The 25186-nt window shown below is 48.3% G+C and carries 25 protein-coding genes and 1 pseudogene; 9 read left to right on the forward strand and 17 right to left on the reverse strand.

What is annotated here, in order from left to right:
- Positions 1–25: 25 nt before the first annotated feature.
- From pyc to CW734_RS11820, 3 genes and pseudogenes are all read right to left on the reverse strand, one after another.
- Positions 26–3466, reverse strand: a complete 3441-nt coding sequence (gene pyc, locus CW734_RS11810) for a pyruvate carboxylase (RefSeq protein ID WP_101190604.1) — start codon at positions 3464–3466, stop codon at positions 26–28.
- 15 nt (positions 3467–3481) lie between these two features.
- A pseudogene (locus CW734_RS11815) lies at positions 3482–4644 on the reverse strand (FtsW/RodA/SpoVE family cell cycle protein).
- A 69-nt stretch (positions 4645–4713) separates the two neighbouring features.
- A complete protein-coding gene (locus tag CW734_RS11820; RefSeq protein WP_101190605.1) occupies positions 4714–4995 on the reverse strand; it encodes an Fpa/YlaN family protein in 282 nt (93 codons plus the stop codon).
- Between the two features lie 164 nt (positions 4996–5159).
- On the opposite strand from CW734_RS11820, the gene CW734_RS11825 reads away from it, so the two are divergent.
- Genes CW734_RS11825 through CW734_RS11835 form a run of 3 tightly spaced genes read left to right on the forward strand, consistent with a single transcriptional unit; the run spans position 5160 to position 6330 of the window.
- Positions 5160–5666, forward strand: coding sequence for a hypothetical protein (locus tag CW734_RS11825; RefSeq protein ID WP_101190606.1), 507 nt, complete (start codon positions 5160–5162; stop codon positions 5664–5666).
- Positions 5667–5677: 11 nt separating this feature from the next.
- Positions 5678–5881 carry a YlaI family protein gene (locus CW734_RS11830; RefSeq protein WP_058383473.1) on the forward strand — a complete coding sequence of 68 codons (204 nt, stop codon included), beginning with the start codon at positions 5678–5680 and terminating at the stop codon, positions 5879–5881.
- On the forward strand, positions 5881–6330 hold the full coding sequence (locus CW734_RS11835) for a hypothetical protein (protein WP_101190607.1): 450 nt from the start codon (positions 5881–5883) through the stop codon (positions 6328–6330). Before CW734_RS11830 ends, CW734_RS11835 begins: the two co-directional genes overlap by 1 nt.
- Here CW734_RS11835 and CW734_RS11840 read toward each other — a convergent pair.
- Both CW734_RS11840 and typA read right to left on the reverse strand, forming a co-directional pair.
- Positions 6324–6653, reverse strand: a complete 330-nt coding sequence (locus tag CW734_RS11840; RefSeq protein WP_101190608.1) for a YlaH-like family protein — start codon at positions 6651–6653, stop codon at positions 6324–6326. The genes CW734_RS11835 and CW734_RS11840 overlap by 7 nt on opposite strands.
- A 23-nt stretch (positions 6654–6676) precedes the next feature.
- Complete coding sequence (gene typA, locus CW734_RS11845; protein ID WP_101190609.1) at positions 6677–8524, reverse strand: translational GTPase TypA; 1848 nt, start codon at positions 8522–8524, stop codon at positions 6677–6679.
- Positions 8525–8632: 108 nt separating this feature from the next.
- Here typA and CW734_RS11850 point away from each other — a divergent pair, with 108 nt between their 5' ends.
- A complete protein-coding gene (locus CW734_RS11850) occupies positions 8633–8842 on the forward strand; it encodes a YlaF family protein (RefSeq protein WP_101190610.1) in 210 nt (69 codons plus the stop codon).
- Positions 8843–8888: 46 nt separating this feature from the next.
- Here CW734_RS11850 and CW734_RS11855 read toward each other — a convergent pair whose 3' ends face one another.
- Entirely contained in the window at positions 8889–9686 is a 798-nt protein-coding gene (locus CW734_RS11855) for an inositol monophosphatase family protein (RefSeq protein ID WP_101190611.1), read from the reverse strand.
- Positions 9687–9776: 90 nt separating this feature from the next.
- Positions 9777–9971, reverse strand: a complete 195-nt coding sequence (locus tag CW734_RS11860; protein ID WP_058383467.1) for a hypothetical protein — start codon at positions 9969–9971, stop codon at positions 9777–9779.
- A 156-nt stretch (positions 9972–10127) separates the two neighbouring features.
- Between CW734_RS11860 and CW734_RS11865 the strand changes: the two genes are divergently transcribed.
- Positions 10128–10772, forward strand: a complete 645-nt coding sequence (locus CW734_RS11865; protein ID WP_101190612.1) for a YktB family protein — start codon at positions 10128–10130, stop codon at positions 10770–10772.
- A 13-nt stretch (positions 10773–10785) separates the two neighbouring features.
- On the opposite strand, the gene CW734_RS11870 is transcribed toward CW734_RS11865, so the two are convergent.
- Positions 10786–11061 carry a UPF0223 family protein gene (locus CW734_RS11870; protein ID WP_101190613.1) on the reverse strand — a complete coding sequence of 92 codons (276 nt, stop codon included), beginning with the start codon at positions 11059–11061 and terminating at the stop codon, positions 10786–10788.
- Between the two features lie 9 nt (positions 11062–11070).
- Positions 11071–12042, reverse strand: coding sequence for an NAD(P)H-dependent flavin oxidoreductase (locus CW734_RS11875; protein WP_101190614.1), 972 nt, complete (start codon positions 12040–12042; stop codon positions 11071–11073).
- Between the two features lie 189 nt (positions 12043–12231).
- Here CW734_RS11875 and CW734_RS11880 point away from each other — a divergent pair, with 189 nt between their 5' ends.
- Positions 12232–13701: an aminotransferase class I/II-fold pyridoxal phosphate-dependent enzyme gene (locus tag CW734_RS11880; protein ID WP_101190615.1), complete on the forward strand. Its 1470-nt coding sequence runs from the start codon at positions 12232–12234 to the stop codon at positions 13699–13701.
- Between the two features lie 51 nt (positions 13702–13752).
- Here the strand turns inward: CW734_RS11880 and CW734_RS11885 are convergent, their stop codons facing one another.
- From CW734_RS11885 to CW734_RS11910, 6 genes are all read right to left on the reverse strand, one after another.
- The gene (locus CW734_RS11885) at positions 13753–14631 is read right to left on the reverse strand and encodes a polysaccharide deacetylase family protein (RefSeq protein WP_101190616.1); all 879 of its coding nucleotides are present in this window, start codon (positions 14629–14631) and stop codon (positions 13753–13755) included.
- Between the two features lie 89 nt (positions 14632–14720).
- Entirely contained in the window at positions 14721–16130 is a 1410-nt protein-coding gene (gene lpdA / locus CW734_RS11890; protein ID WP_101190617.1) for a dihydrolipoyl dehydrogenase, read from the reverse strand.
- Positions 16131–16135: 5 nt separating this feature from the next.
- Complete coding sequence (locus CW734_RS11895) at positions 16136–17530, reverse strand: dihydrolipoamide acetyltransferase family protein (RefSeq protein ID WP_101190618.1); 1395 nt, start codon at positions 17528–17530, stop codon at positions 16136–16138.
- 172 nt (positions 17531–17702) lie between these two features.
- Positions 17703–18680: an alpha-ketoacid dehydrogenase subunit beta gene (locus CW734_RS11900; protein WP_101190619.1), complete on the reverse strand. Its 978-nt coding sequence runs from the start codon at positions 18678–18680 to the stop codon at positions 17703–17705.
- Positions 18681–18683: 3 nt separating this feature from the next.
- Positions 18684–19796, reverse strand: a complete 1113-nt coding sequence (gene pdhA / locus CW734_RS11905) for a pyruvate dehydrogenase (acetyl-transferring) E1 component subunit alpha (RefSeq protein ID WP_101190620.1) — start codon at positions 19794–19796, stop codon at positions 18684–18686.
- Between the two features lie 255 nt (positions 19797–20051).
- Complete coding sequence (locus CW734_RS11910) at positions 20052–20696, reverse strand: YkyA family protein (protein WP_232787040.1); 645 nt, start codon at positions 20694–20696, stop codon at positions 20052–20054.
- Positions 20697–20842: 146 nt separating this feature from the next.
- Between CW734_RS11910 and def the strand changes: the two genes are divergently transcribed.
- Complete coding sequence (gene def / locus CW734_RS11915; RefSeq protein WP_101190622.1) at positions 20843–21415, forward strand: peptide deformylase; 573 nt, start codon at positions 20843–20845, stop codon at positions 21413–21415.
- Between the two features lie 71 nt (positions 21416–21486).
- On the opposite strand, the gene CW734_RS11920 is transcribed toward def, so the two are convergent.
- Complete coding sequence (locus CW734_RS11920) at positions 21487–22260, reverse strand: Cof-type HAD-IIB family hydrolase (protein WP_101190623.1); 774 nt, start codon at positions 22258–22260, stop codon at positions 21487–21489.
- Between the two features lie 279 nt (positions 22261–22539).
- Between CW734_RS11920 and CW734_RS11925 the strand changes: the two genes are divergently transcribed.
- Both CW734_RS11925 and rnjA read left to right on the forward strand, forming a co-directional pair.
- Positions 22540–22755, forward strand: coding sequence for a DNA-dependent RNA polymerase subunit epsilon (locus CW734_RS11925; RefSeq protein WP_101190624.1), 216 nt, complete (start codon positions 22540–22542; stop codon positions 22753–22755).
- A complete protein-coding gene (gene rnjA / locus CW734_RS11930) occupies positions 22755–24422 on the forward strand; it encodes a ribonuclease J1 (protein WP_101190625.1) in 1668 nt (555 codons plus the stop codon). The genes CW734_RS11925 and rnjA overlap by 1 nt, the downstream gene beginning before the upstream one ends.
- A gap of 40 nt (positions 24423–24462) precedes the next feature.
- Here the strand turns inward: rnjA and CW734_RS11935 are convergent, their stop codons facing one another.
- Positions 24463–25122, reverse strand: coding sequence for a potassium channel family protein (locus CW734_RS11935; RefSeq protein WP_058383816.1), 660 nt, complete (start codon positions 25120–25122; stop codon positions 24463–24465).
- Positions 25123–25186: the final 64 nt, after the last annotated feature.

Consider the following 25186-nt stretch of genomic DNA (forward strand, 5'->3'; position numbering starts at 1 on the left):
GCAATTTGCACCGGATTTTTTTATTTTATTTTGATTCCATTTCAATGAGCAAGTCGCCCGTTGAAATGCCGTCGCCGGCTGTTACATAAATTTCCTGGATGGTACCGTCAAATGGCGCTTGAACTGTTGTTTCCATCTTCATCGCTTCTGTGACAAGAAGATGATCGCCGCGCTTCACTTTCAGCCCTTTTTCCCCGACTACTTTCAGGACAGTGCCAGGCATTGTCGCTGCAATATGATTTTCTTTTGTCGGATCGGCTTTCGGTTTTGCTGCTGAATCGGTTTCAACCGTCATATCCTGAATGCTGATTTCACGTGGTTGACCGTTCAATTCGAAATAGATGATGCGCGTACCGTCTTTTTGCGGTTCGCCTATGGATACCAGCTTGATCATCAAAGTCTTGCCTTTTTCGATCTCGACTTCGATTTCTTCGCTAAGACGCATGCCATAGAGGAAGGTCAAGGTATCAAGGACCGATACGTCCCCAAAGGTCTGGTTCGTCACGCTATACTCTTCGAATACTTTCGGGTACAGCGCATAGGCCAACACTTCGTGGCTTGTGACTGGGCGCTCCAGGCGTTTGAACAATGTATCACGGATCGCGTCGAAGTCAGCAGGTTCGAGCAGTTCGCCCGGACGCACTGTAATCGGCTCGCGTTCTTTCAAGATCACTTTTTGCAATTCTTTCGGGAAGCCGCCGTGCGGTTGGCCGATATAGCCTTCGAAGAACTCGATGACCGATTCAGGGAAATCGATATTCTCTCCGCGTGTCAGCACTGTTTTTTCATCTAATTCGTTCTGGACCATGAACAAAGCCATGTCGCCTACGACTTTCGATGACGGCGTAACTTTCACGACATCGCCGAACAGCATGTTGACGCGGGAATACATTTCTTTCACTTCTTCCCAGCGCATGCCGAGACCGACCGCTTTTGCCTGCTGCTGCAGGTTGCTGTACTGTCCGCCCGGCATTTCGTGGACATAAATCTCGGAATGCGGGCTGTTCATGCCGCTTTCGAAGTCACTGTAGTACTTGCGGACATCTTCCCAATAATGGGACATGGTCTCAAGAGACTCGATATCCGCTCTGATTTTCCGCTTGCCGCCGCTCATCGCATAATACAGCGAGTTGGCGCTTGGCTGCGATGTAAGCCCTGCCATTGTGCCAAGGGCCGTATCAACGATATCGACACCCGCTTCAATCGCTTTGGAATATAGGTAGATGCCGTTTCCGCTCGTATCATGCGTGTGCAAATGGATCGGCAAGGAAACCGTATCCTTCAGTTCAGAAACGAGGCGGTACGCAGCTTCCGGCTTCAATAGGCCGGCCATGTCTTTGATTGCCAGGATATGGGCGCCTGCTGCTTCGAGCTCTTTCGCCATATCCTTATAGTATTGAACCGTGTATTTATCGCGGCTCGGGTCAAGAATGTCTCCTGTATAGCAAATCGCTGCTTCTGCGACTTTGCCGGAGTTGCGGACTTCATCGATGGCAACTTCCATCCCTTTAATCCAGTTGAGGCTGTCGAAAATACGGAATACGTCGATTCCAGCTTCAGCCGATGTCCGCGCAAACTCGCGGATGACATTATCCGGATAGTTTTTATAGCCGACTGCATTCGCTCCGCGGAACAACATCTGGAACAAGACGTTCGGAATGTCTTCACGCAATTTGATGAGGCGCTGCCATGGGTCTTCCTTCAAGAAACGGTAAGACACATCGAAGGTCGCCCCTCCCCACATTTCCATGGAGAACAAATCACTTTGAAGCCGAGCAGTTTCTTTCGCGACTGCAAACATATCGTGTGAACGCATGCGCGTTGCCAATAGCGATTGATGGGCATCGCGAAGAGTCGTATCCGTGAGCAGCACGTCATCTTGCTCGAGGATCCACTTCGTCAATCCTTCCGGGCCACGCTCATCGAGGATCTGTTTTGTGCCTTGTGGAACTTCCGTGATGATGTCGATTTCCGGTTTGCGTGGTGCTGCATGGATCGGTTTCTTTTTCTTTTCGATTCCCGGGAAGCCATTGACCGTCACATTGCCGATATAGGTGAGCAATTTCGTTCCACGGTCTTGGCGAACAGGGAATTTGAACAATTCCGGAGTACTGTCGATAAAGCTCGTGTCAAAATCTCCATTGATGAAATTTTGATGTTTTACTACATTTTCAAGGAACGGGATATTCGTTTTGATGCCGCGGATACGGAATTCCTGCAAGTTGCGGTCCATCTTCGCTGCCGCTTCTTTGAACGTCGTTGCCCAAGTGGACACTTTAACGAGCAATGAATCGTAATACGGGGAAATGACCGCTCCCTGGAAACCGTTTCCGGCATCCAAGCGTACGCCAAATCCGCCGCCTGAACGGTAGACCATCAGTTTTCCGGCATCCGGCATGAAATCATTCAATGGATCTTCTGTTGTCACACGCGATTGAATCGCGAATCCGAACAAAGGGATATCTTCTTGTTTCGGGATGGCGATCGTTTCACTATGCAGCATGTGCCCGCGGGCGATATGAATCTGCGCATGGACGATATCGATGCCTGTGACCATTTCAGTGATCGTGTGTTCAACTTGGATGCGGGGGTTTACTTCGATAAAGTAAAATTCATCTCCCGCCACCAGGAATTCAACTGTCCCGGCATTTATGTAATCGATGTTTTTCATTAATTTTACGGCAGCATCGCAAATTTCGTTGCGCAATTTTTTGCTGATCGAGTTGGATGGGGCGATTTCCACGACTTTCTGGTGGCGCCGCTGAATGGAGCAGTCACGTTCATACAGATGGACGACATTTCCTTCTGCATCGCCGAGGATCTGCACTTCGATGTGTTTCGGTTTGTCTACGAATTTTTCCACATACATTTCGTCGGAACCGAAGGCAGCTTTCGCTTCGGATTTCGCACGTTCGTAAGATGATGCCAGTTCACTGGCGTCTTTGACGATGCGCATGCCGCGTCCGCCACCGCCTAGTGATGCTTTGATCATCAATGGGAATCCGGCTTGTTCAGCAAATGCCTCTACTTCCGCCAATGATTCGACAGGGCCGTCCGTTCCCGGAATGACAGGGATGCCTGCAGCAATCGCCTGGTCACGGGCTTTGACTTTATCGCCGAACATATCGAGATGGCGGGATGTCGGCCCGATGAATACGATGCCTTCTTCTTCACAGCGCCGCGCAAAATGCACGTTTTCGGATAAGAATCCGTACCCTGGGTGAATGGCATCCACTCCTGAGTCCTTGGCGATGCGAATGATGTCTTCAATGTCCAAATAAGCATCGATCGGCTTTTTGCCTTTGCCGACTAAATACGATTCGTCAGCTTTGTAACGATGAAACGAACCGCTGTCTTCCTGCGAATAAATCGCAACTGTCCGAAGATTCAGTTCTGTACAGGCGCGGAAGATCCGAATTGCAATTTCTCCGCGGTTGGCTACTAAGATCTTGTTAATCTCTTTCACTCCGACGCACACCCTTTACTTTTTCGTTTTTTCGTATTTATTGAACATGGAAACATTCATTAATACTCCCATAGCTAACGATAACAAAATTACCGAAGTTCCGCCATAGCTGATAAATGGAAGTGTCACCCCTGTCAGCGGGATGATGCCCGAAAGCCCACCCAGATTGACGAAAGACTGGATGCCGATCATGCTTGCGACACCTGCTGCAAGCATGCGCGCAAGTGGGTCGCTGGTGGTCATGGCGATCCACAACCCGCGCAGGACAACAAAGCCCAATCCGCCGATGACGACGAAGACGCCTAGAACGCCGAGCTCTTCAGCGATAACCGACATGATGAAATCGGTATGGGGCTCTGGCAAATAGCCGAGCTTCTGGATGGACTGGCCAAGGCCGAGGCCACTAAGCCCCCCTGAGCCGATTGCCAAATAGCCGTTAACGATTTGGAAGCCGAACCCAAGCTCATCGGAAAATGGGTTGAAGAAGGCATCGATACGCCCTACCCGTTTTTCCGTGAAAATCAGGTCTTTGGCAAAAATCATTGCCGGGATAATGAATACCGCGGCAGCTGCAATGACGATGCCCGCCAATTTCACGAATGGCTTCAGGCGGACACCTGAAGCTGCCATCACTGACAAGCCGACTGCGCCGATGATGACCATCGAGCCCAAATCCGGCTCTAGGAAGACCAGCAGCAAAACAGCTGTCAAAATGATGACCGGCGGGATGATCGATTCGTTCAGTTTGTTGATGGACCCATTGCGGTATTTATTGGAAAACACGCCAGCTAAATAAAAGATCAAGCCGACTTTGGCGACTTCCGACGGCTGGATATTGGCGAAGCCGAGGCTGATCCAGCTTTTCGCGCCGCCTGCCGCAAATCCGATAAAGTGGACGAGGATAAGCCCGCAAAGATGACAGCGAGTACGGTCGCCATCATCCATTTTCTTGAAATGCTTATAGGGAACACGGCAGCGAGCAGGAATACTGGATAAGCGATGGCCAAGTTGACTAATTGCTGTATGTAGAAACGGTCCGGGGAATCATTATAATAGTTCACGGACCAGGCCATGCTCGAGGAGTAAATCATGATCAGGCCAAAAATGGTCAGCGCCAGGTAGGCAAAGAGAAGCGGATAGTCTATGTACTTGCCGTATTTCTTGATGTAGGATTTCATTGTTTTTATACCTCATTCAATTGGATTCATTAGTAAAAAAACTCAAACTGGAATCGTTTGAGTTTTGGATCATTTATTTGTATACGCGTCATGGAGGATGGACAGTTTCTTCTCCAGCGTATCCATTAAATTTTTACCGGTCTCACGTTCGATCAGGCCGAGTTTGACGGCAAAATCGATTTCCCGTGATAAGCCAAACATTTGCGTATCAAGAACTTCTTCATATAAAGGGCAGGAAGGCAATGTAAGATGATCCATCTGCACCTTGATCAATTGCTCAATTTTCTCTGCATCAGCTTTAAGGAGTTCCAGCGCTTTTTGTTGATAAGTCTGTTCTTCTGTATGTTCCATGAGGACTCCCCCATCACTTGTATTTCTGCTCCATTAGCCTGTTTAAAGTGTATCTTTTACGCTGTCAAATTGCAAGTCTCTCATGAAAGGGATTAAACCCTTTGGGAATTGTGGGCGAACAGTTATACTGAAGAAGAGAGATACTATAATGGAGGGTTTTATTTATGGAATTCATCATACCGTTTAAAGGGGAAGTCACATACAAACTGACCTTGGATCCGACCGTGTGGATTTTCGACGACCGCAAACTGGATCTTAAGACATTCTTCACGGAAGAACATGTCGACAAGGATGATCTTGAAGAATACAAACGCGGCATGGGCGAACATTGGTCGCGTGAAATTATGGAAGGCGCCACCGTTCCGCCAACCTTGAACTCCGAAAAGAAATACAAGCGCCAGGAAAAACAAGACATGCTGACGGGCACATTCGGCATGCGCTTCCAACCATTCCTCGATAATGCAGAGCCGGCTGACGGCGCATCGAAAGTCGTGTTCGAAACCGCTTCAGGTGAACATGATTTCCCGATCGAAGATGCCAAGCAATTGATCTTTAAATTCAGCCAGGACGGAAAGCCTCTTCGCGAAGACGGGCCGGTCCATATCCTGTTGCCGGACGGCTCGAATGCCGATCAGCCGATTACCCATGTCTCTGCCATCCGGGTCGAATAGGAGGAATAACTATGCGTGTTCAATGTGTCATCTGCGATAAGATCGAAGAATTGGAAGACGATACGCTGCAAGCTAAGCGCCTGCGCAACCGGCCGATCCACACCCATATGTGCGAAGAATGCCACGACCGCATCACCAAACGGACCGAAGAACGCCTAGCGACGGGTCATTTCCATTTCTTCCGCAGCTCCCGCAGCATCGAGGATGATTTCTGATGAAAATACTAAAAGGGTTATGGATCGGTTTTTGGAGCGGCCTCATTCTTGGATTGTTGCTGAAGTGGATGCAGGCAGTAACCGGCGTCCGGAATTATGAATTGCTGTTGAATGTCGACTTTATCCCGCTAGTCAATCAAGTGAACTGGTCGGAGCTGACCGAGTTCGTATTTCATTTGATCATCTCGCTGGTGATCGGTATCGTCTATGTGTATATTGCCAAACGCCGCAACTATACATTCGGTCAATTGACGATCATTAGCTTGGTGCTAACCTTGCCGACCTACATCCTGTTTTTCCCGCTGGCCATCTTGGCGGTGGAAGCCGATGTCCCGGAACCGACCGATATGGGTGCGTTCCTGTATTGGATCTTGGCACATCTGACATATGCACTGCTCTTGCCGATCCTTTATAAAACATTTGAACGCAAAAACGCTGCCTCTCATTGAGAAGCAGCGTTTTCGCGTTTTTCGCGCCATAGGCGGATTTTATAAAGGATAAGAATCAATGCGGCAATGACCAAGCCTTCGACGACGGGCAGGAAAAAGGCCAGGAATGTCAGGCCTAACCCTCCCGCAGCCAAGAACAAGATGATGACTGCATTTTTTCCGATCGATAATTTTTTGGCAAAGCCCAGTTTATACACGAGTGCCGATAACAGGAAGATGACGGCAAACAGTGCATATCCCGCCACATCGAAATTCGGCATGTTCTGGTAAAGAACCCGGGCTACCGGATACATATTTTCATAGACAAAAGCCTGCTCGTCCACGGATTATACATCCTTCCAGTTGTTTATTCTTCGATGGCTACTTTCTTTTTCTTCGCCATGCGTTCGCGTTCATTCTTATCAAGAATTTTCTTACGCAAGCGGATCGACTGAGGAGTGATTTCGCAGTACTCGTCATCGTTCAAGTATTCCAAAGCTTCTTCAAGGCTCATAAGACGCGCTTTTTTCATAGTTGTCGTCTGGTCTTTGTTGGCAGAACGGATGTTTGTCGCCGCTTTGATTTTGACGATATTGACCGTCAAGTCGTTGTCGCGGTTATGTTCACCGACGATCATGCCTTCGTAGATTTCAGTACCGACTTCAACGAATGAAGTTCCGCGGTCTTCGATGCCCATCAAGCCGTAAGTTGAAGATTTGCCGCGTTCCATAGAAACGAGCACGCCTTGGCGACGGCCGCCTACGCGTCCTGATGCAACTGGCTGATAGCTGTCGAATGTGTGGTTGATGATTCCGTATCCGCGTGTTTGCGTCAGGAATTCAGTTGTATAACCGATCAATCCACGTGCAGGGACATTGAATACTAAACGTACTTGTCCGCTTCCGTTGTTGATCATGTCGAGCATTTCACCTTTGCGTTCACCAAGTGATTCGATGATCGCGCCAGTGTATTCTTCAGGAACATCCACTTGAACGCGTTCAACTGGTTCACAGCGGACGCCATCCACCATGCGGACGATAACTTCAGGTTTTGACACTTGAAGTTCGAATCCTTCACGGCGCATGTTTTCGATCAAGATCGATAGATGCAGCTCCCCGCGGCCCGAAACGACCCATGCGTCAGGAGAATCAGTAGGATCGACGCGCAAGGAAACGTCTGTCTCCAATTGGGCATCCAATCTTTCCTGAATTTTTCTTGATGTGATGAACTTGCCTTCTTTACCGGCGAACGGGCTGTTGTTGACAAGGAACGTCATTTGCAGCGTCGGTTCGTCGATGCGGAGAATCGGCAATGCTTCCGGATGGTCTTGTGGGCATACGGTCTCGCCGACGTTGATGTCTTCGAGGCCAGAGATTGCGATCAAGTCGCCTGCTTCGGCTTTTTGGATCTCAATACGCTTCAAGCCCATGAATCCGTGGATTTTCGTGATACGGAAGTTTTTGACAGAGCCATCCAGTTTCATCAAGGAAACGGATTGTCCGACTTCGATCGTGCCGCGGAATACGCGTCCGATACCGATACGGCCGACATAGTCGTTGTAATCAAGAAGTGCCACTTGGAATTGCAATGGCTCTTCACGGTTATCGATCGGTGCCGGTACGTGGTCCATGATTGCATCATAGATGACCTGCATGTTTTCTTCCTGGTCAGCTGGGTCAGATGAAAGACTTGCCGTTCCGTTCATGCCTGATGCAAAAATGACCGGGAATTCCAATTGGTCGTCGTTTGCTTCAAGTTCGATGAACAATTCGATGACTTCATCGACAACTTCATCCGGACGCGCGAAATCGCGGTCGATTTTGTTGACGACTACAATCGGCTTGAGGTTTTGCTCAAGCGCTTTTTTCAAGACAAAGCGTGTCTGTGGCATACAGCCTTCGTAAGCATCGACAACGAGCAAGACACCATCAACCATTTTCATGATGCGCTCCACTTCGCCGCCGAAATCGGCGTGTCCAGGAGTATCCAAAATGTTGATTTTAGCGTCTTTATATTGAATCGCGGTGTTTTTCGCTAGGATTGTGATTCCGCGTTCTCTTTCAATGTCGTTTGAGTCCATCGCCCGCTCATCAACATGTTCGTTTGATCGGAAGATTCCTGATTGCTGAAGCAACTGATCCACCAATGTCGTTTTGCCGTGGTCAACGTGTGCGATAATTGCAATGTTTCGTAAATCGTTTCTAAGGTTAGTCATACTTTCACTCCAATATTCTTTTTTCGAGCCTATAACTGTGCTAGTATAGCACATATAGGGGAAAAACCCTACGATTTTATTTCATGCGTATGCAGGAGGTTAGATGGTATGAAAGAAGCGATCATAGAATCATGGCATAATATAAAATGGATTTTTGTACTATATTCATTGGCGGCAATTGGAGCAATGGTGCTCATCGGCGTCGCAGTGGCACTTCGCAGCGTAACCGGTATTTTTCTCTCCATCCTATTATTATTGGTCATCATGGGCTTTGGATTCAAACGCAAAAAAGAAATGCGCGAAGCTGGCGCATTATAAACACAAAAAAGAGGCCGGGATATCCCGGCCTCTTTTTTGTGATGGATTATGTGTGCTTCGGCTTGATATAGTCCTGAAGCAATTTCCCATGAATGGATGGATTGGCGGCTACGAAGGTGTCTGATTTCAGCAGGTTTGCCGGCTGCCCTGAAAAATTGCTCGCAACAGCGCCCACTTCGTTTGCCATTACCAAGCCACCGGCAATATCCCATGGCGATAGCCGCATGGAAATATAGGCGTCGATGCGTCCGCTCGCAAGATAAGCCAGTTCAAGCGCAGCCGAACCGTAAGAACGCATGCCGCGTGCCTCATGGACGAGGCGTATCGTCGCTTCATGCTCTACGTGCCGGTTCGGTGTTGCCCACATGGCATTCATGCCGATGATCGATTCGCTGATGTCGGTCTCAATCAGTGGCTGCAGCCGTTCATCGTTATAATAAGCGCCGCCGCCTGCTATTGCATGATAAAGATCGTCATTGACGACGTCATAGATATAGCCCATCTTGCCGACACCATCTTCATAGATGCCGAGCGAAATGGCAAAATTGCGTCGTTGGTGCACGAAATTCATAGTGCCGTCGATCGGGTCGAGCATCCATACCGTGCCGCTTAATTCTTCGATTGTGTCTCCAAATCCTTCTTCGCCGAAAACGCGGTGGCCCGGAAAATCTTCCCGGATATGGTGGATGAAGAACTTCTCCACTTCCTTGTCCACATTGGTGACCAAGTCATTTGCGTGGGCTTTCGTATCCACCGAAATGTCGCTAAGAAATGAATTGCGTATCCGGTGCCCCGCTTCTTTGATCATCGATTTTATGTAACGGTCCATTGCGTGCTGGTCCATGTATGAGCTCCCCCTTATTTCTTTCCATTATAACGAAAAAAGCATCCACTGTCTTTAGCCAGCAGATGCTTCTACGGTATGGTCGTCTGTTTACAATGCATGAAGAGCCTCCAGTTCTACTTGTATTTCTGCCAGCCGTTTCTTGCTCTTGTCCTTTTGGCTGCTGTCATTTTGCTGCATTGCATCATACAAGGTGGCCAATTCGTAATCAAGCTCCAGCTTCAAGGTATTGATATACTCTTTTTCTACATCCGCTTTCCGGATAATCTGTATCATCTGCTTCATAAGTGAGCCCCCCCTTCCCTCATAATCGGAATATTCCGATTGCGATGTTTGTTACACATCTTTACCCCGTTTTTCTCTCCTGAAAACTTATTTATATTCATTCTTCTCAAACTTCGTTAAAATAAAAACTAATGATTATTTAAGGAGGGGATGTCCGTGAATCCATACTGGACTGAACAGGATTTTGAAGTATTCGAAACCCCAGGCCTCGAAGCGCGCATGGAAGCATTATCGACGCATGTGCGGCCAAAATTCGAAGCATTGGGCCAAGACTTTTCCGCTTATTTCTCTGGGGAAACCGGGGATGAATTTTTCCCGCATGTCGCGAAACATATGCGCCGGACTGTCAATCCACCAAATGACAGCTGGGTGGCATTTGCACCTTATAAACGCGGCTATAAAGCCGTCCCCCATTTCCAGGTCGGGCTATGGGAAAGCCACGTTTTTGTCATTCTAGCTGTCATTTATGAAGCGCCCGGCAAACCGCAAATGGCGAATCAACTAATTTCCACTGGGGCTTTAGCCGAACTGCCAGCCGAATTTGTCGTTTCGGGCGATCATATGAAGCCTGAAGCCGAAACCATCGCATCGCTCGGCGAAGAGGGCATCGAAAAGCTGCTCACGCGCCTGCGTGATGTCAAAAAAGGGGAACTCGTCATCGGCAGGCATTTGGCACGTGCTGATGCTGCTGCGCTCGATAAAGACGGATTCTATGCTTTTGCAGAAGAAACATTCCGCGAGCTGCTTCCGGTTTACCGGAATTTGCTTCAAGCAAACGAAAAAACCGCCGTTCATCGCTGAACGGCGGTTTTTTCTATCTTTTGATACGGATCAATTCATCGTCCGAAGCTTCTTTCATCTTCTTAACGACCGTAAAACTGACATAGCCGCTTTCTTCTTCGAACTCACGGAAGTATGTTTTTTCTTCCGCCATCGATGGCACCACTTTTTTAAACTTACGGTATTTGTCCATCAGTTCCTGACGTTTGACCCCTTTTTCATAAGCTTTTTCTATCGCTTCGAAAAATTCCACGACATCGACGATCTCATCGGTTGTCCAATCGATAGAAAATGGATATGAATATTCCATGGCCTTCACCTACTCTCTTTCAATAATCCCCCAGCGTTTGCGGATTTCTTCAGTTTGCTGGATCATTCGGTCGAACAATTCCTGGACAGTCGGCACATCCCGGATCAAGCCCGTCACTTGCCCTGCCCAGCCGAACCCTTTTTCTTGTTCGCCCTCATAGATATAGCGTTTATTGGCGGTTCCGCTGATATAATCTTTCAGCGCTTCGTAGCTCGGCGTCTCTTTTTCGATCTCCAAGATCCGATCCGTCCATGCATTCGACAATGTACGGGCCGGTGCACCGATGCTGCGCTTGATAATTACTGTATCGTTTTCCGTGCTGTCAATCAACTGCTGCTTATACAGCTGGGACGCATGAATGCATTCTTTCGTTGCAATGAAGCGCGTTCCCATTTCAATTCCCTCTGCTCCAAGCGCCTGCGCCGCCATCCAGCCGCGGCCATCGCCAATGCCGCCAGACGCAATCACGGGAATCGATACAGCATCAACCACTTGCGGAATCAGGACCATTGTTCCGATATCATCACGGCCGAGGTGGCCACCACCTTCATGCCCGACGACCATAACAGCATCCGCCCCAAGTGTCTCTGCCTTTTCAGCTTGGCGTCTTGCTGCCACCAACACCAATTTCTTAATATCGGTGCCTTCCAATTGTTCAAAGATCGGCGTCGGATTACCGCCAGTCATCGATACCACAGGCACCCGTTCTTCGATTGCTACATCGAGCATATGCGAAAATGCCCGTCCATGCTCACCGATCGCAAAGTTTACGCCGAATGGCTTATCTGTCAATTCGCGGACTTTGCGGATTTCTACACGCAACTCATCAGGCCCCGGAAGGCTCATCGCCGTAATCTGCCCAAGCCCTCCGGCATTTGAGACCGCTGCCGCCAGGTCCGCATAAGCTAAATATGCCAGGCCTCCTTGGATGATCGGATAGTCGATTCCAAGCAGTTCCGTGATTCTTGTCTTAAATGCCATAATCCCACTCCTTTTTTGTTCTCTATTTGTCTATTCGCTTCAATTTCAAAATTCCCTTTTCAATGTATGCAACTTGTTCCGCGCGGACGAAAATAAGTCAGACATCCACGCTATAAGTGTAGTAACGAGGCGCCTTGCATGCTATAATTTCTCTTGTTTTCATTTTGATAAAGTGAGGTGCACGTCCCATTGTCACAACTCGAAACTCCGCTCTTTGATGCTTTATTGAAGCATCGGAACCGTCATCCTATACAATTTCACATTCCGGGCCATAAAAAAGGCCAAGGGGTCGATCCCGCTTTCCGGGAATTTGTCGGCGATAATATCCTGTCAATCGACTTGATCAATATAGCGCCACTTGATGATCTGCATTCCCCAAAAGGCGCTATTAAACAAGCGCAGGAATTGGCAGCGCAAGCATTCGGTGCAGACCATACCTTCTTCTCGGTCCAAGGAACGAGCGGCGCTATCATGACGATGATTTTGAGTGTCGTCGGGCCGAACGATAAAATCCTCGTCCCGCGCAATGTCCATAAGTCCATTATGTCCGCCATTGTTTTTGCCGGCGCCATCCCTGTCTTTATCCATCCGGAAGTCGATCCGGAACTTGGCATCTCCCATGGCATTTCGCCTGAATCGGTGGAGAAAGCCTTGATCGAATATCCCGATGCCAAAGCGGTGCTCGTCATCAACCCGACATATTTTGGCGTGGCCGCTGATTTGAAGCGCATTGTCGATATCGCCCATGACAAATCCATTCCCGTGCTTGTCGATGAAGCGCATGGCGTCCATATCCATTTCCATAAATCCTTGCCGGTTTCCGCGATGGCTGCAGGAGCGGACATGGCTGCCACATCCGTTCATAAACTGGGCGGTTCCATGACACAGAGTTCTGTGCTGAATGTGCGTGAAGGCTTGGTGTCGCCGAAGCGTGTCCAGGCAACTCTATCCATGCTTACGACGACATCCACTTCCTATCCGATATTGGCATCGCTCGATACGGCACGGCGCCAGCTCGCGATCCACGGCTTTGACCTGATCGATCAGACAATCCGGCTGGCACAGGATGCACGCAAGCGGATCAATAAGATTCCGCATCTATTATGCGTCGGGAAAGAGTTGCTCAATTCTTCCGCGACATATGATATGGACCCGACCAAATTATTGATCAGCGTCAAAAACCTTGGCATCACCGGCCACCAGGCGGAAGAATGGCTGCGCGAGAACGCCAATATCGAAATTGAACTGTCCGATTTGTATAACATCCTCTGCCTTGTCACGCTCGGCGACAGCCGGAAAGAAATCAATTTGCTTGTCAATGCCTTGCAGCGCATGAGCGAAGCCTTGGAGACCGAGCACGCGGTTTCAGAACCGATTGTCTTATTGCCGGAAATTCCACGGCTTGCGATGACGCCTCGCGATGCTTTTTACGCAGAGACGGAAATCATTCCGATCGATGAAGCGGTAGGACGCATCTCGGCCGAGTTCATCATGGTCTATCCACCGGGCATTCCGATTTTCATTCCGGGGGAAATCATTACAGAGGAAAACATTTCCTATATCCACACGAACGTCAAAGCCGGGCTGCCGGTGCAGGGGCCTGAAGATGATTCGCTCCAAACGCTTCATGTCATCAAAGAACATCATGCATTCCGTTAACGATATACAATAAAAAGGATCCAGCGCTGATAGCGCTGGATCCTATTTTATTTAGGGTTGGATTCCTTCTATTTCATCCGGATCTACAAATTCATAGCCTTTGTCGCGCAGCCCTTCGATAATTTGCGGCAGCGCTTCATTTGTCCACTCCCTGTCATGCATCAGCAAGTTTCCGCCGCTATTGAGTTCAGGGGCGTTGACCATAATTTCCGTCAAAGCTTCCGGTTCCATATAGCCCTGCATGAAGTCATAGCCGTAGGTCCAGTTCATGCGCACCATGCCCTGTTCTTGGGCAAGCGCTTTACTGAACTCGGTGTTTACGCCAAACGGGGCACGGAAAAACTTCGGCGCCTCCCCGATGATCGCTTCCACGCGCTCATTGAGCGACACGATTTCATCTTGCTGGACGCTTTCTGTGGACTGTTTCAAGTTGACATGGGTGTTTGTATGGTTGCCGATCGCAAAGCCCATATCATGAATTTCAGACAAGGTCTGTTGTTCTTCATCTGTATCGAGGAAATGCCCGTTGACGAAAAAGATAGCCGGTACATCGAGTTCTTTCAAGGTTTCGGCCATTTCAAGCGAATATGTATCCGGTGCATCGTCGATTGTGATCAAGACCGCTTGTTCGTTCGCATCCCTGATCGCTTCGACTTTCGAGTTTTGCGGATTGATGCGATAGCGCGGCTCTGCTGCCTGTTCGGCGTCTTGTTCTTCCGGCTCTTGCTCTTCAGCGTTTTCCTGCTCTTCTACTTCTGCTTGATCTGATTGCTCACTTGCGGATTGCTCTGATGCCACATCTTCCTCGACATCATCCGTTTGCGCTGATTGTTCCTGTGCTGTATCTTCCGGCTCCTGGGCAGTTTCATCTGAACAAGCCCCAAGCAGAACTACCGCACATGCTGGCAGCAGCCAATTTTGTTTTTTCATAATCAACCTCCTTGTGTAAAATTTTAACATACGCAGGACGCACAAAGCATAGAAAAAAGGACCGCATTTTGCGGTCCTTCCAAAACTATTTATTTGATGATATGAATCGGCGTGCCTAAAGCCACTTCTGCCGCTTCCATTGTGATCTCAGCCAAAGTCGGGTGAGCGTGGATTGTCATCGCGATGTCTTCCACAGTCATGCCCGCTTCGATGGCCAAGCCAATTTCTGCAACCATATCGGAAGCGCCTGCTCCGACGATTTGCCCGCCTAATAGCAACCCATCTTCTTTACGAGAGACAAGTTTCACGAAACCTTCTGCAGCGTTCAGTGACAAAGCACGGCCGTTTGCGCCGAATGGGAATTTAGCAGCTGTTACTTCAAAGCCTTCTTCTTTTGCCTGCTCTTCAGTCAAACCAACACTTGCAAGTTCAGGGTCTGTGAAGCAAACCGCTGGAATTGCCAAGTAATCGACTTCTGATTTTTCGCCGGCAATCGCTTCAGCAGCGATTTTACCTTCGTATGAAGCTTTATGCGCCAATTGAAGTCCTGCCACAATATCACCGATCGCATAAATGTTCGGGATGCTTGTACGGCATTGCTTGTCGACTTCGATAAGGCCGCGCTCGCCCATTTTGATGTTGAGCTCTTCAAGGCCCATTTCATCCGTGTTCGGACGGCGACCGACAGTAACCAATACATAGTCCGCGTCGATTGTTTTCTCTTCGCCGCCAGCTTCGTATGAAACCGAAACGCCTGAATCTGACTCTTCTACGCCTTTAGCTGACGCTTTTGTGATGACTTCGACGCCTTTTTTCTTCAAGCCTTTTTTGACAATTGATGTCATTTGCTTTTCGAATCCGGCAAGGATATCCGGTGCACCTTCAAGGATTGTCACTTCAGAACCCATGTTCGCATAAGCCGTTCCAAGCTCAGTCCCGATATAACCGCCGCCAATGACAACAAGTTTTTTCGGAACTTCTTTCAACGCAAGGGCGCCTGTTGAATCGATGACGCGCTCTGAGTATTTGAATGTTGGGATTTCAACCGGGCGTGAACCCGTTGCGATAATCGCGTTTTTGAACTTATACGTTTGGGCAGAGTCCGCGTCCATGATGCGAACAGTGTTCTCGTCCACGAAATATGCTTCGCCGCGTACGATTTCCACTTTATTGCCTTTTAGCAAAGATTCGACGCCGCCAGTCAATTTCTTGACGACGCTATCTTTGAACGCTTGTGCTTTTTCGAAGTTCAAGGAAACTTCTTTTGCCACGATGCCCATCTCATCGGAATGCTGGGCTTCTTCAAAACGGTGGCCGACAGAAATCATCGCTTTTGAAGGGATACAGCCGACGTTCAAACAAACGCCGCCGATGTATTCTTTCTCAACGATGGTAACTTTTTGGCCAGTCTGTGCTGCACGGATAGCTGCGACATAGCCGCCAGGGCCTGAGCCGATGACGAGCGTGTCTGTTTCGATTGGGAAATCTCCTACTACCATAAGTTTTACGCCTCCATTAATAGTAATTCTGGTTCACTTAACAAACGCTTGATGTGATTTAATGCGTGTTGTGCGGTTGCTCCGTCGATCATGCGGTGATCGAAGCTCAATGATAATGCTAACACAGGAGCTGCTACAATTTCACCATTTTTCACTACCGGTTTTTCAGCAATGCGCCCGATGCCCAAGATAGCAACTTCCGGGTGGTTGATGACTGGCGTGAACCATTGGCCGCCTGCAGATCCGATATTCGTGATCGAGCATGAAGCGCCTTTCATTTCAGCAGATGACAATTTGCCATCACGCGCTTTCGTTGCAAGCTGGTTGATTTCATCGGAAATGGCGAAGACGGATTTGCGGTCAGCATTTTTAACGACTGGAACCATTAAGCCTTTTTCCGTATCTGCAGCGATACCGATATTGTAATAATGCTTTTGGATTACTTCACTCGTTTCATCGTCGAAAGATGTATTGAGTGCCGGGAATTCACGCAATGTGCTGACCAATGCCTTGACCACGTACGGCAAATACGTCAGCTTGATTTCTTTTTCGGCTGCGATGTCTTTGAACTTTTTGCGGTGTGCGACAAGTTCGGTCACATCGACTTCGTCCATCAATGCGACGTGAGGAGCCGTATGTTTCGAATGCACCATCGCTTTGGCAATTGCTTTGCGGATAGGTGACATTTTTTCGCGTGTTTCCGGGAAGTCGCCTTGTGGAGCTGCTGATGCTGCAGGAGCTTCTTGTGTTTCCTGTGTTTCTTGTGGAGCTGTTTCCTGCTCTGCTGCAGGGGCTTCTTGTTCCTGTCCACCGTCCAAGAACGCTTCGATATCTTGTTTCATGATACGGCCGTTGTCTCCAGACCCTTTGACTTTCTTGATATCAACTTCTTTTTCACGAGCGAATTTACGCACAGATGGCATCGCGATGACGCGTTTATTCGGATCGCTGTCTGCTTCATCTGCTTGCGGCTGGTCGCCTGCGCCGGTTTCGCCTTCTGGCTTGCTTTCCGGAACCGGCTCTTTATCGACATTTTCACCAGATTCAGCTGTTCCTGATTGGACCTGTTCTTCTGTTTCTTCCTGCGTTTCCTCTTGTTTTGCTTCAGGGGCAGGTTTTTCTTCGTCGTCTTTTCCACCTTTGAAGTGAACGTCATCCGCATCCGGAGAATCGATTTTCACGAGTACATCTCCGACGACTGCGACTGTTCCTTCTTCTACGAGTACTTCCTCGATGGTTCCTGAAACAGGAGACGGGATTTCTACGACCGCTTTATCATTCTGTACTTCACACAGAATATCATCTTCTTCGATCGTGTCTCCGGCCTTGATAAACCATTTTACTATTTCACCTTCGTGGATACCTTCACCGATATCCGGCAATCGAAATTCAAAAGCCATTCTAGTCACCCTTTCTATTGTACATTCGATACGGCGCGCCATATGGAATGCTGCTGTTATAGCAATGATTCAGCACCGGCTTTCATTATGCGAAAGCCGGTTAAGCTGAATTCAGGCTGTTTTTCTGATTTCGCGCTGGAACGAGCGGTGTCTCAATGCCGCTATCCGGAAATTAGAAATTCAGTACTTTTTTCGCTGTTTCTACTATATCCTTTGCATTCGGCAGCCAAACTTGCTCAGCTTGCGAGAATGGGAAGACAGAGTCCGGTGCTGTTACGCGGAGTACTGGAGCTTCAAGGCTCAAGATTGCGCGGTCGTTGATTTCAGCTACGACATTCGCTGCAATTCCAGCTTGTTTTTGAGCTTCCTGTACAACGATTGCACGGTTCGTCTTTTCAACGGATGCGATAATCGCTTCGATATCAAGCGGCTGAACTGTGCGCAAATCGATGACTTCCACTGAGTGGCCATCTTTTTCCAATTCTTCAGCTGCTTTCATGCTCTCTTGCACCATAGCACCGTAAGTGATGATGGAAAGGTCTGTACCTTCACGTTTCACATCTGCTTTGCCGAGTGGGATTGTATATTCTTCTTCCGGCACTTCTTGGCGGAAAGAACGGTACAATTTCATATGCTCCAGGAAAATGACCGGGTCGTTATCGCGGATTGCAGAGATCAACAAGCCCTTCGCATCGTATGGTGTTGCTGGGATGACTACTTTCAAACCAGGCTGTGAAGTCATGAGCCCTTCCAATGAATCAGCGTGCATTTCCGGCGTGTGTACGCCGCCGCCGAATGGTGAACGGATTGTCACCGGCGATGTCAACGTGCCACCGCTGCGGTAGCGCATACGCGCCATTTGGCCGCTGATGGAGTCCATTACTTCGAAAACAAAGCCGAAGAACTGGATTTCCGGTACCGGGCGATAGCCTTGCAATCCAAGACCGATCGCTAGGCCGCCGATTCCTGATTCAGCGAGTGGCGTATCGAATACACGATCTTCGCCGAATTCTTTTTGCAAACCTTCAGTTGCGCGGAATACACCGCCGTTATTACCTACGTCTTCACCGAAAACAAGAACATTTTCATCGTTTTTCATTTCTGTTTTCAGAGCGTCCGTAATCGCTTGGATCATCGTCATTTGTGCCATGGCTTACTTCGACTCCTTTGCTTTATAAATATCGAGCTGTTCCTGTACATTGAATGGAACTTCCTCGTACATGATTCCGAGAAGGTCAGAAACTTTTTGTTTCGGCGTGCCATCTGCTTCTTTGATCGCCGCTTTAATTTCTTCTTTTGCTTTCTCGATTACTTCGTTTTCTTTTTCTTCATTCCACAGTTTTTTTGCTTCCAAGTATTTACGGAAGCGTACGAGCGGATCTTTCTTCTCCCACTCGCTGTCGATGTCTGAAGTACGGTAGCGTGTCGGGTCATCCCCAGCCATCGTATGCGGCCCGTAGCGGTAGCACATTGTTTCGATCAATGTCGGCCCTTCGCCTTTCACAGCGCGTTCACGTGCATCACGCGTCACAGCGTATACTGCAAGCGGGTCCATGCCATCAACAAGCACTCCTGGAATCCCTGCTGATACTGCTTTTTGTGCAATCGTTTTTGCTGATGTCTGCAATTCACGCGGTGTCGAAATCGCGAATTGGTTGTTTTGTACGATAAAAATCGCAGGTGCGCGGAATGCTCCGGCAAAGTTGATGCCTTCGTAGAAATCGCCCTGTGATGATCCGCCATCGCCTGTATAGGTGACAGCGACCGCTTCTTTTTTACGCTTTTGCATACCGAGTGCAACACCTGCTGCCTGGATGAATTGGGCACCAATGATGATTTGCGGAGGCAAGATGTTCAAGCCTTCAGCCATCTGGTTTCCTTTAAAATGTCCACGCGAGAACAAGAACGCTTGGTGCAACGGCCAGCCGTGCCAGATCAATTGCGGTACGTCACGGTAGCCCGGCAAGATGAAATCATCTTTCTCCAACGCGAAATGAGAAGCCAATTGAGACGCTTCCTGCCCTGCAGTCGGTGCGTAGAATCCTAGACGCCCTTGGCGGTTCAATGAAATCGAACGCTGGTCCAAAATACGCGTATAAACCATACGTCTCATCAATTCTTCCAATTGCTCATCGGACAAATTCGGATCGTAATCCTTATTAACAATTTCGCCTTCTTCGTTCAACACTTGAACCATTTCGAACTTTTCTTCGATCGCATTGAGTGTTTCCACCGGATCGAATTGCTGATTCTTTTTCGCAGCCATAAAAGCAACTCTCCTTTATCTGTATTAAAATTTTAACACTAGCTTAGTGATACAATCGCCACATTCTTTTTCAGTATACGCCACCACAATATTACGGTCAATCATAGAAGAACAATACATTATACGTGTATACCCGTTTTGGCAGATCTTAAAAATAACTGTAACTGTACTACAAAGAAAACACCACCTGTATTATAATACACCATCATTCCGCCGGACTTTTATAGCACAGAAAAAAGCAGCCACAGCGGCTGCTCAGTCGTTTTCTGCATTCATTTTTTCAATGGTTTCGTTTTTCAGCTCATTGAACTGTTCCGTTTGTTCGTTGAAGGCTGTTACGGCTTCTTGGACCAACTCATTCTGCTCATTCACTTCATTGGTCTTGTCTTGAAGAGTGGCAAGATCCATATCTTCTTCCGCCACCATCGCATATAATTCTTTCTGGTGTTCGATCAGTGTCTGGTAGGCATCCATAAATTCACCATGTTTCGCGAAGCGCTCATCCATTCGCTCTTTCAGCGCTTGGAGATCCGACTTGACGGCTTCCTCTTCCGTTTCTTCAATCAATTCGTCAATTCCAGTGAATTCTTCAGCAGCGCTTTGCATCGATTCGCGTTCCGTCTCCAATAAGTCAAGCCGCTCATCGGCAGAAGCGACTGCTTCCTGAGACTTCTCTTCCACTTCTGCCTGCTGCTCTTTGGTCAAGGCCATGATCGATTCGAAGATCTCTTGCTCGTTCTGTTCACGGCTCTGCAATTCGCTCTGCACATCCCGGTACTCGGCTTCCTCTTCGAAAGTCGTCTCCAAGATTTCGTTCAGCTGCTCCTCTGTCGATGCCCCTGAACATGCCGAAAGAAAGAGAGTGCCGGTCAAAACCGTGGCGATGGCTAGTTTCTTCACAATAAAGTCCCCCTTGATTTCCATGAATTAACTATAGAATGAATATCGGAAAAATACAATAACGGGAAGAGCTTTTTCTTTTTTCAAAAATGCGATCATACGCTACAATAGGGATACTAGTGAGAACCATGAAAGGATGAACATACGTGATTTTGATGAATGACATTATCCGTGAAGGGCACCCCACTCTTCGCCAGAAAGCCGAAGAGGTCAAGCTCCCGCTTTCCGCAGAAGACCGCAAGCTCGGTGAAGAGCTTTTGGAATATGTAAAGAACAGCCAGGATGACGAGCTGGCGGAGAAATACGATTTGCGTCCGGGCGTCGGGATTGCCGCCCCCCAGATCAATGTCTCCAAACGGATTTTCGCTTTGCATTTTGACGAACATTCCGGCGAGAATTTGAGCTTGGTCGCAGTGAACCCGAAAATCGTCAGCCATTCTGTCGAGAAAGCTTATTTGTCCGGCGGAGAAGGCTGCCTGTCCGTCGACCGTTCAGTTCCGGGCTATGTTCCGCGTTATGCCCGCGTCACCGTCAAAGGCTATACGCTTTCCGGTGAAGAGTTCAAGATGCGATTGAAAGGCCTTCCAGCCATCGCCTTCCAACACGAACTCGATCATTTGAATGGCATCATGTTCTACGATCACATCAACCCGAATGACCCGTTCAAGGAAGTCGAAAATGCTTCTGCCATCGACCTTCAGACTGAAACGGTGGAATGACAAAACCCCGCCCCAATTTTGGGGACGGGGTTTTTCTATGGGAATTGAAAACTCCTGGACTGGCTAAAAGATTAACGGCTCAGGCCGAGGAACTCGAATGCGCTGGCAAGCCCACCTTCGTCTACATGACCTGTGATGTGGTTTGCGCGTTTCTTCGTTTCTTCGTGGCCGTTCGCCATCGCAACGCTGAAGCCGGCGATTTCCATCATTTGAAGATCGTTCAATCCGTCGCCGAATGCAATCGTATCTTCCAGGCGATGGCCAGTCGCGCGAATCAATTGCTTGATGCCTTCCGCTTTGCTGCCGCCTTTCGGAAGAATGTCGCACGATACACGGTGCCAGCGGACAAAATCCACGTTTTGAAATTCTTCATGGTATTGACTCTCTTCATGCTCTTCACAAAACACCAGCGCCTGGTACACATCATTCGTGCGATAAAAGTCTTTGTCCATTTCCGGATGCGGGAACTTCAAGCTCTTGATGCTTTCGTCGATGTCCGGATGAAAATCGATGGAAGAGACCATCTTATGCTCGTTCAAGAAAACCAAGGGATGGTCGCGCTGCTCTGCAAATGCCAGCACTTTTTCCAAAGTCTCGGAATCGATGGCCTGTTTATGCACCGCTTCGTTTTCAAAGGCAATGTATTGGCCATTGAACGTAATATACGTATCAATCGATAATTCCTCAAGCAACGAACCGATCATAAACGGCGCACGGCCCGTCGCAATGGCCAACTGGTGCCCGTTCGCGCGAGCTGCAATCAATGCTTGTTTCGTAGCTTCCGGCAATTGCTTGTTCGTATCGAGCAAGGTGCCATCGATATCCAATAATAATAATTTCGACATATTCCTATCTCCAATCTTTTGGGGCATTTCTTAATACGCCCTCTTTGCTTTTGTCAGAAAAAACAGTATACTATACATAAGGAGTAGTGAGCCATGCTGAAACGGTTGAAACGTAGACTACTCAGACAGCTCAACGGTATTATGAACAAAAAGAAGATAGCATAAGGTTTGTTTCGGCCCTTCTTAATAAATAGGAGGGCTATTCTTTATTTTAAAACAATGACATGATAATATAAAGAAAGTGCATTTATATTGAACGTGGAAAAAGGAGAGCAAAATATGATTTTTAAAGTATATTACCAAGAAAACCGTTTTGAAGTACCAGTTCGCGAAAACACACAAAGTTTGTATGTAGAAGCTTCCACCGAGCGGGAAGTCCGTTACCACCTGAAGGACCGCAACTTCAATATCGAGCTCGTGCAGCTTTTAGAAGGCCAGCACCTCGAATATGAACAAGCCTCCCAAGATTATAAAGTGGAGTCTATCGACGCATAATGAAATTCGTGAAAAATGATCAAACAGCTGTTTTCGCGCTCGGCGGACTGGGCGAAATCGGCAAAAACACTTATGGTGTCCAATTCCAGGATGAAATCATCCTCATTGATGCCGGCATTAAATTCCCGGAAGACGATTTGCTCGGAATCGATTACGTCATTCCGGATTACACTTATCTAGTCAAAAACGCCGATAAAATCAAAGGCCTCTTTGTTACCCATGGCCACGAAGACCATATCGGCGGTATCCCTTACCTGCTCAAGCAAGTGAACATGCCAGTCTATGGCGGTAAGCTAGCACTTGGCTTATTGCGTAAAAAACTGGAAGAGCACGGCTTGCTGCGCCAGACAAAAATGATCGAAATTGAAGAGGAAGATGTCATTAAATTCCGCAAAACTTCGGTCAGTTTCTTCCGCACGACCCACAGTATCCCGGATTCTTTTGGCGTAGTCGTCAAAACACCACCCGGCAGCATCGTCCACACGGGTGACTTTAAATTTGACTTCACTCCAGTCGGTGAACCGGCCAATCTCTTGAAGATGGCCCAAATCGGCAGTGAAGGGGTATTATGCCTATTGTCCGACTCGACCAATGCTGAAATCCCGAATTTCACCATGTCCGAACGCAAAGTCGGCGAAACCATTAAAGAAATCATGCGGAAAGTTGAAGGGCGTTTGATTTTCGCCACTTTTGCTTCCAATATTTACCGTTTGCAACAAGTAACTGATGAAGCTGTGCGCCAAGGCCGCAAAATCGCCGTTTTCGGCCGCAGCATGGATAATGCCATGACGATTGGCCGTGAACTCGGCTATATCACGGCTCCCGAAGATGCGTTTATCGATACGCAAACCTTGAACCGGGTGCCTGCCGATAAAGTCGTCATCCTATGTACAGGTTCACAGGGCGAACCGATGGCTGCACTGTCACGGATCGCTAACGGTACACATCGTCAAATCCAGATCCAGCCGAACGATACGGTCGTCTTCTCGTCTTCCCCGATTCCGGGCAATACGAGCAGCGTCAACCGCACGATCAACCTATTGTTCCGTGCAGGTGCTGATGTCATCCATGGCTCATTGAATGATATTCATACATCCGGGCATGGTTCACAAGAAGAAAACAAATTGATGCTGCGCTTGATCAAGCCGAAATACTTCATGCCGATCCACGGCGAATACCGGATGCAGGCTCAACACGCAGAACTCGCAGTCGACTGCGACGTTCCGCGCGAAAATACCTTCATCATGGAAAATGGCGATGTCTTGGCGCTTGGCCAAGACGAGGCTTCTGTTGCGGGCCGCATCCCTTCCGGCGATGTTTACATTGACGGCAGCGGAATCGGTGATATCGGCAACATCGTCCTTCGTGACCGCCGCGTGCTGTCTGAAGAAGGACTGGTCATCGTCGTCGTCAGCGTCGACAAGAAGAAAAGCCGCATGGTGTCAGGACCTGACCTCATTTCACGCGGGTTCGTCTATATGCGCGAATCCGGCACGATGATCTACGAGGCTCAGCAGATGCTGAACCGCCACTTGAACAAAAAAATTCACAGCAAAAATACCGACTGGGCTGAACTGAAGACCGAAATTTCAGATGTCCTCGGGCCGTATCTTTACGAAAAAACGAAACGCCGCCCGATGATCCTCCCAGTGATCATGGAAGTATAAAAAAAGAAGCCCTTAGCGGCTTCTTTTTTTTTTGCTTTACTTAGTTCATGACTTTCTTTTCGAAACGGTTGATATCAGCATCGGATCCGATGATGATCAGAATATCGTCCCGCTCGATTTCCATATCCGCTTGCGGAGATACAATGATATCGTCGCCTCTTTTGATTGCGACGATATTGATGCCGTATTTTGCACGGATGTCCAATTCAATCAAGGTATAACCCGCAAGTTTATCGTTCGCTTTGATCTCCATGATCGAATGCTCGTCAGATAGCTCTAGATAATCGAGCACATTGTTCGATAGGATATTATGGGCGATCCGAATGCCCATATCGCGCTCCGGATGCACGACTTTGTCCGCCCCGATTTTGTGCAGCACTTTGGCATGGTAATCGTTTTGGGCTTTGACGGTGATTTTCTTGACGCCGATTTCCTTCAGCATGAGCGTCGTCAGGATACTCGCTTGGATATTTTCACCGATTGCGACGATGACCTGCTCAAAATTGCGGACCCCGAGGGATTTTAATACCGATTCGTCTGTTGTGTCGGCAACGACAGCTTGCGTTGCGATCGAAGCGAATTCATCCACCCGCTCATGATCTTTATCGATGGCCATCACGTCAGCGCCTTGTTCGATCAGTTCCCGGACGATGCTTCCGCCGAAACGCCCTAAGCCTATTACCACGAATTCCTTTTTCATGTCCATCCCCCATCTTCTTGTTTGCTCTTCTTCATCATATCCTTCTTTCGCCCATAAAAAAAGC

The sequence above is a fragment of the Planococcus sp. MB-3u-03 genome (genome assembly GCF_002833405.1).
GTDB lineage: Bacteria > Bacillota > Bacilli > Bacillales_A > Planococcaceae > Planococcus.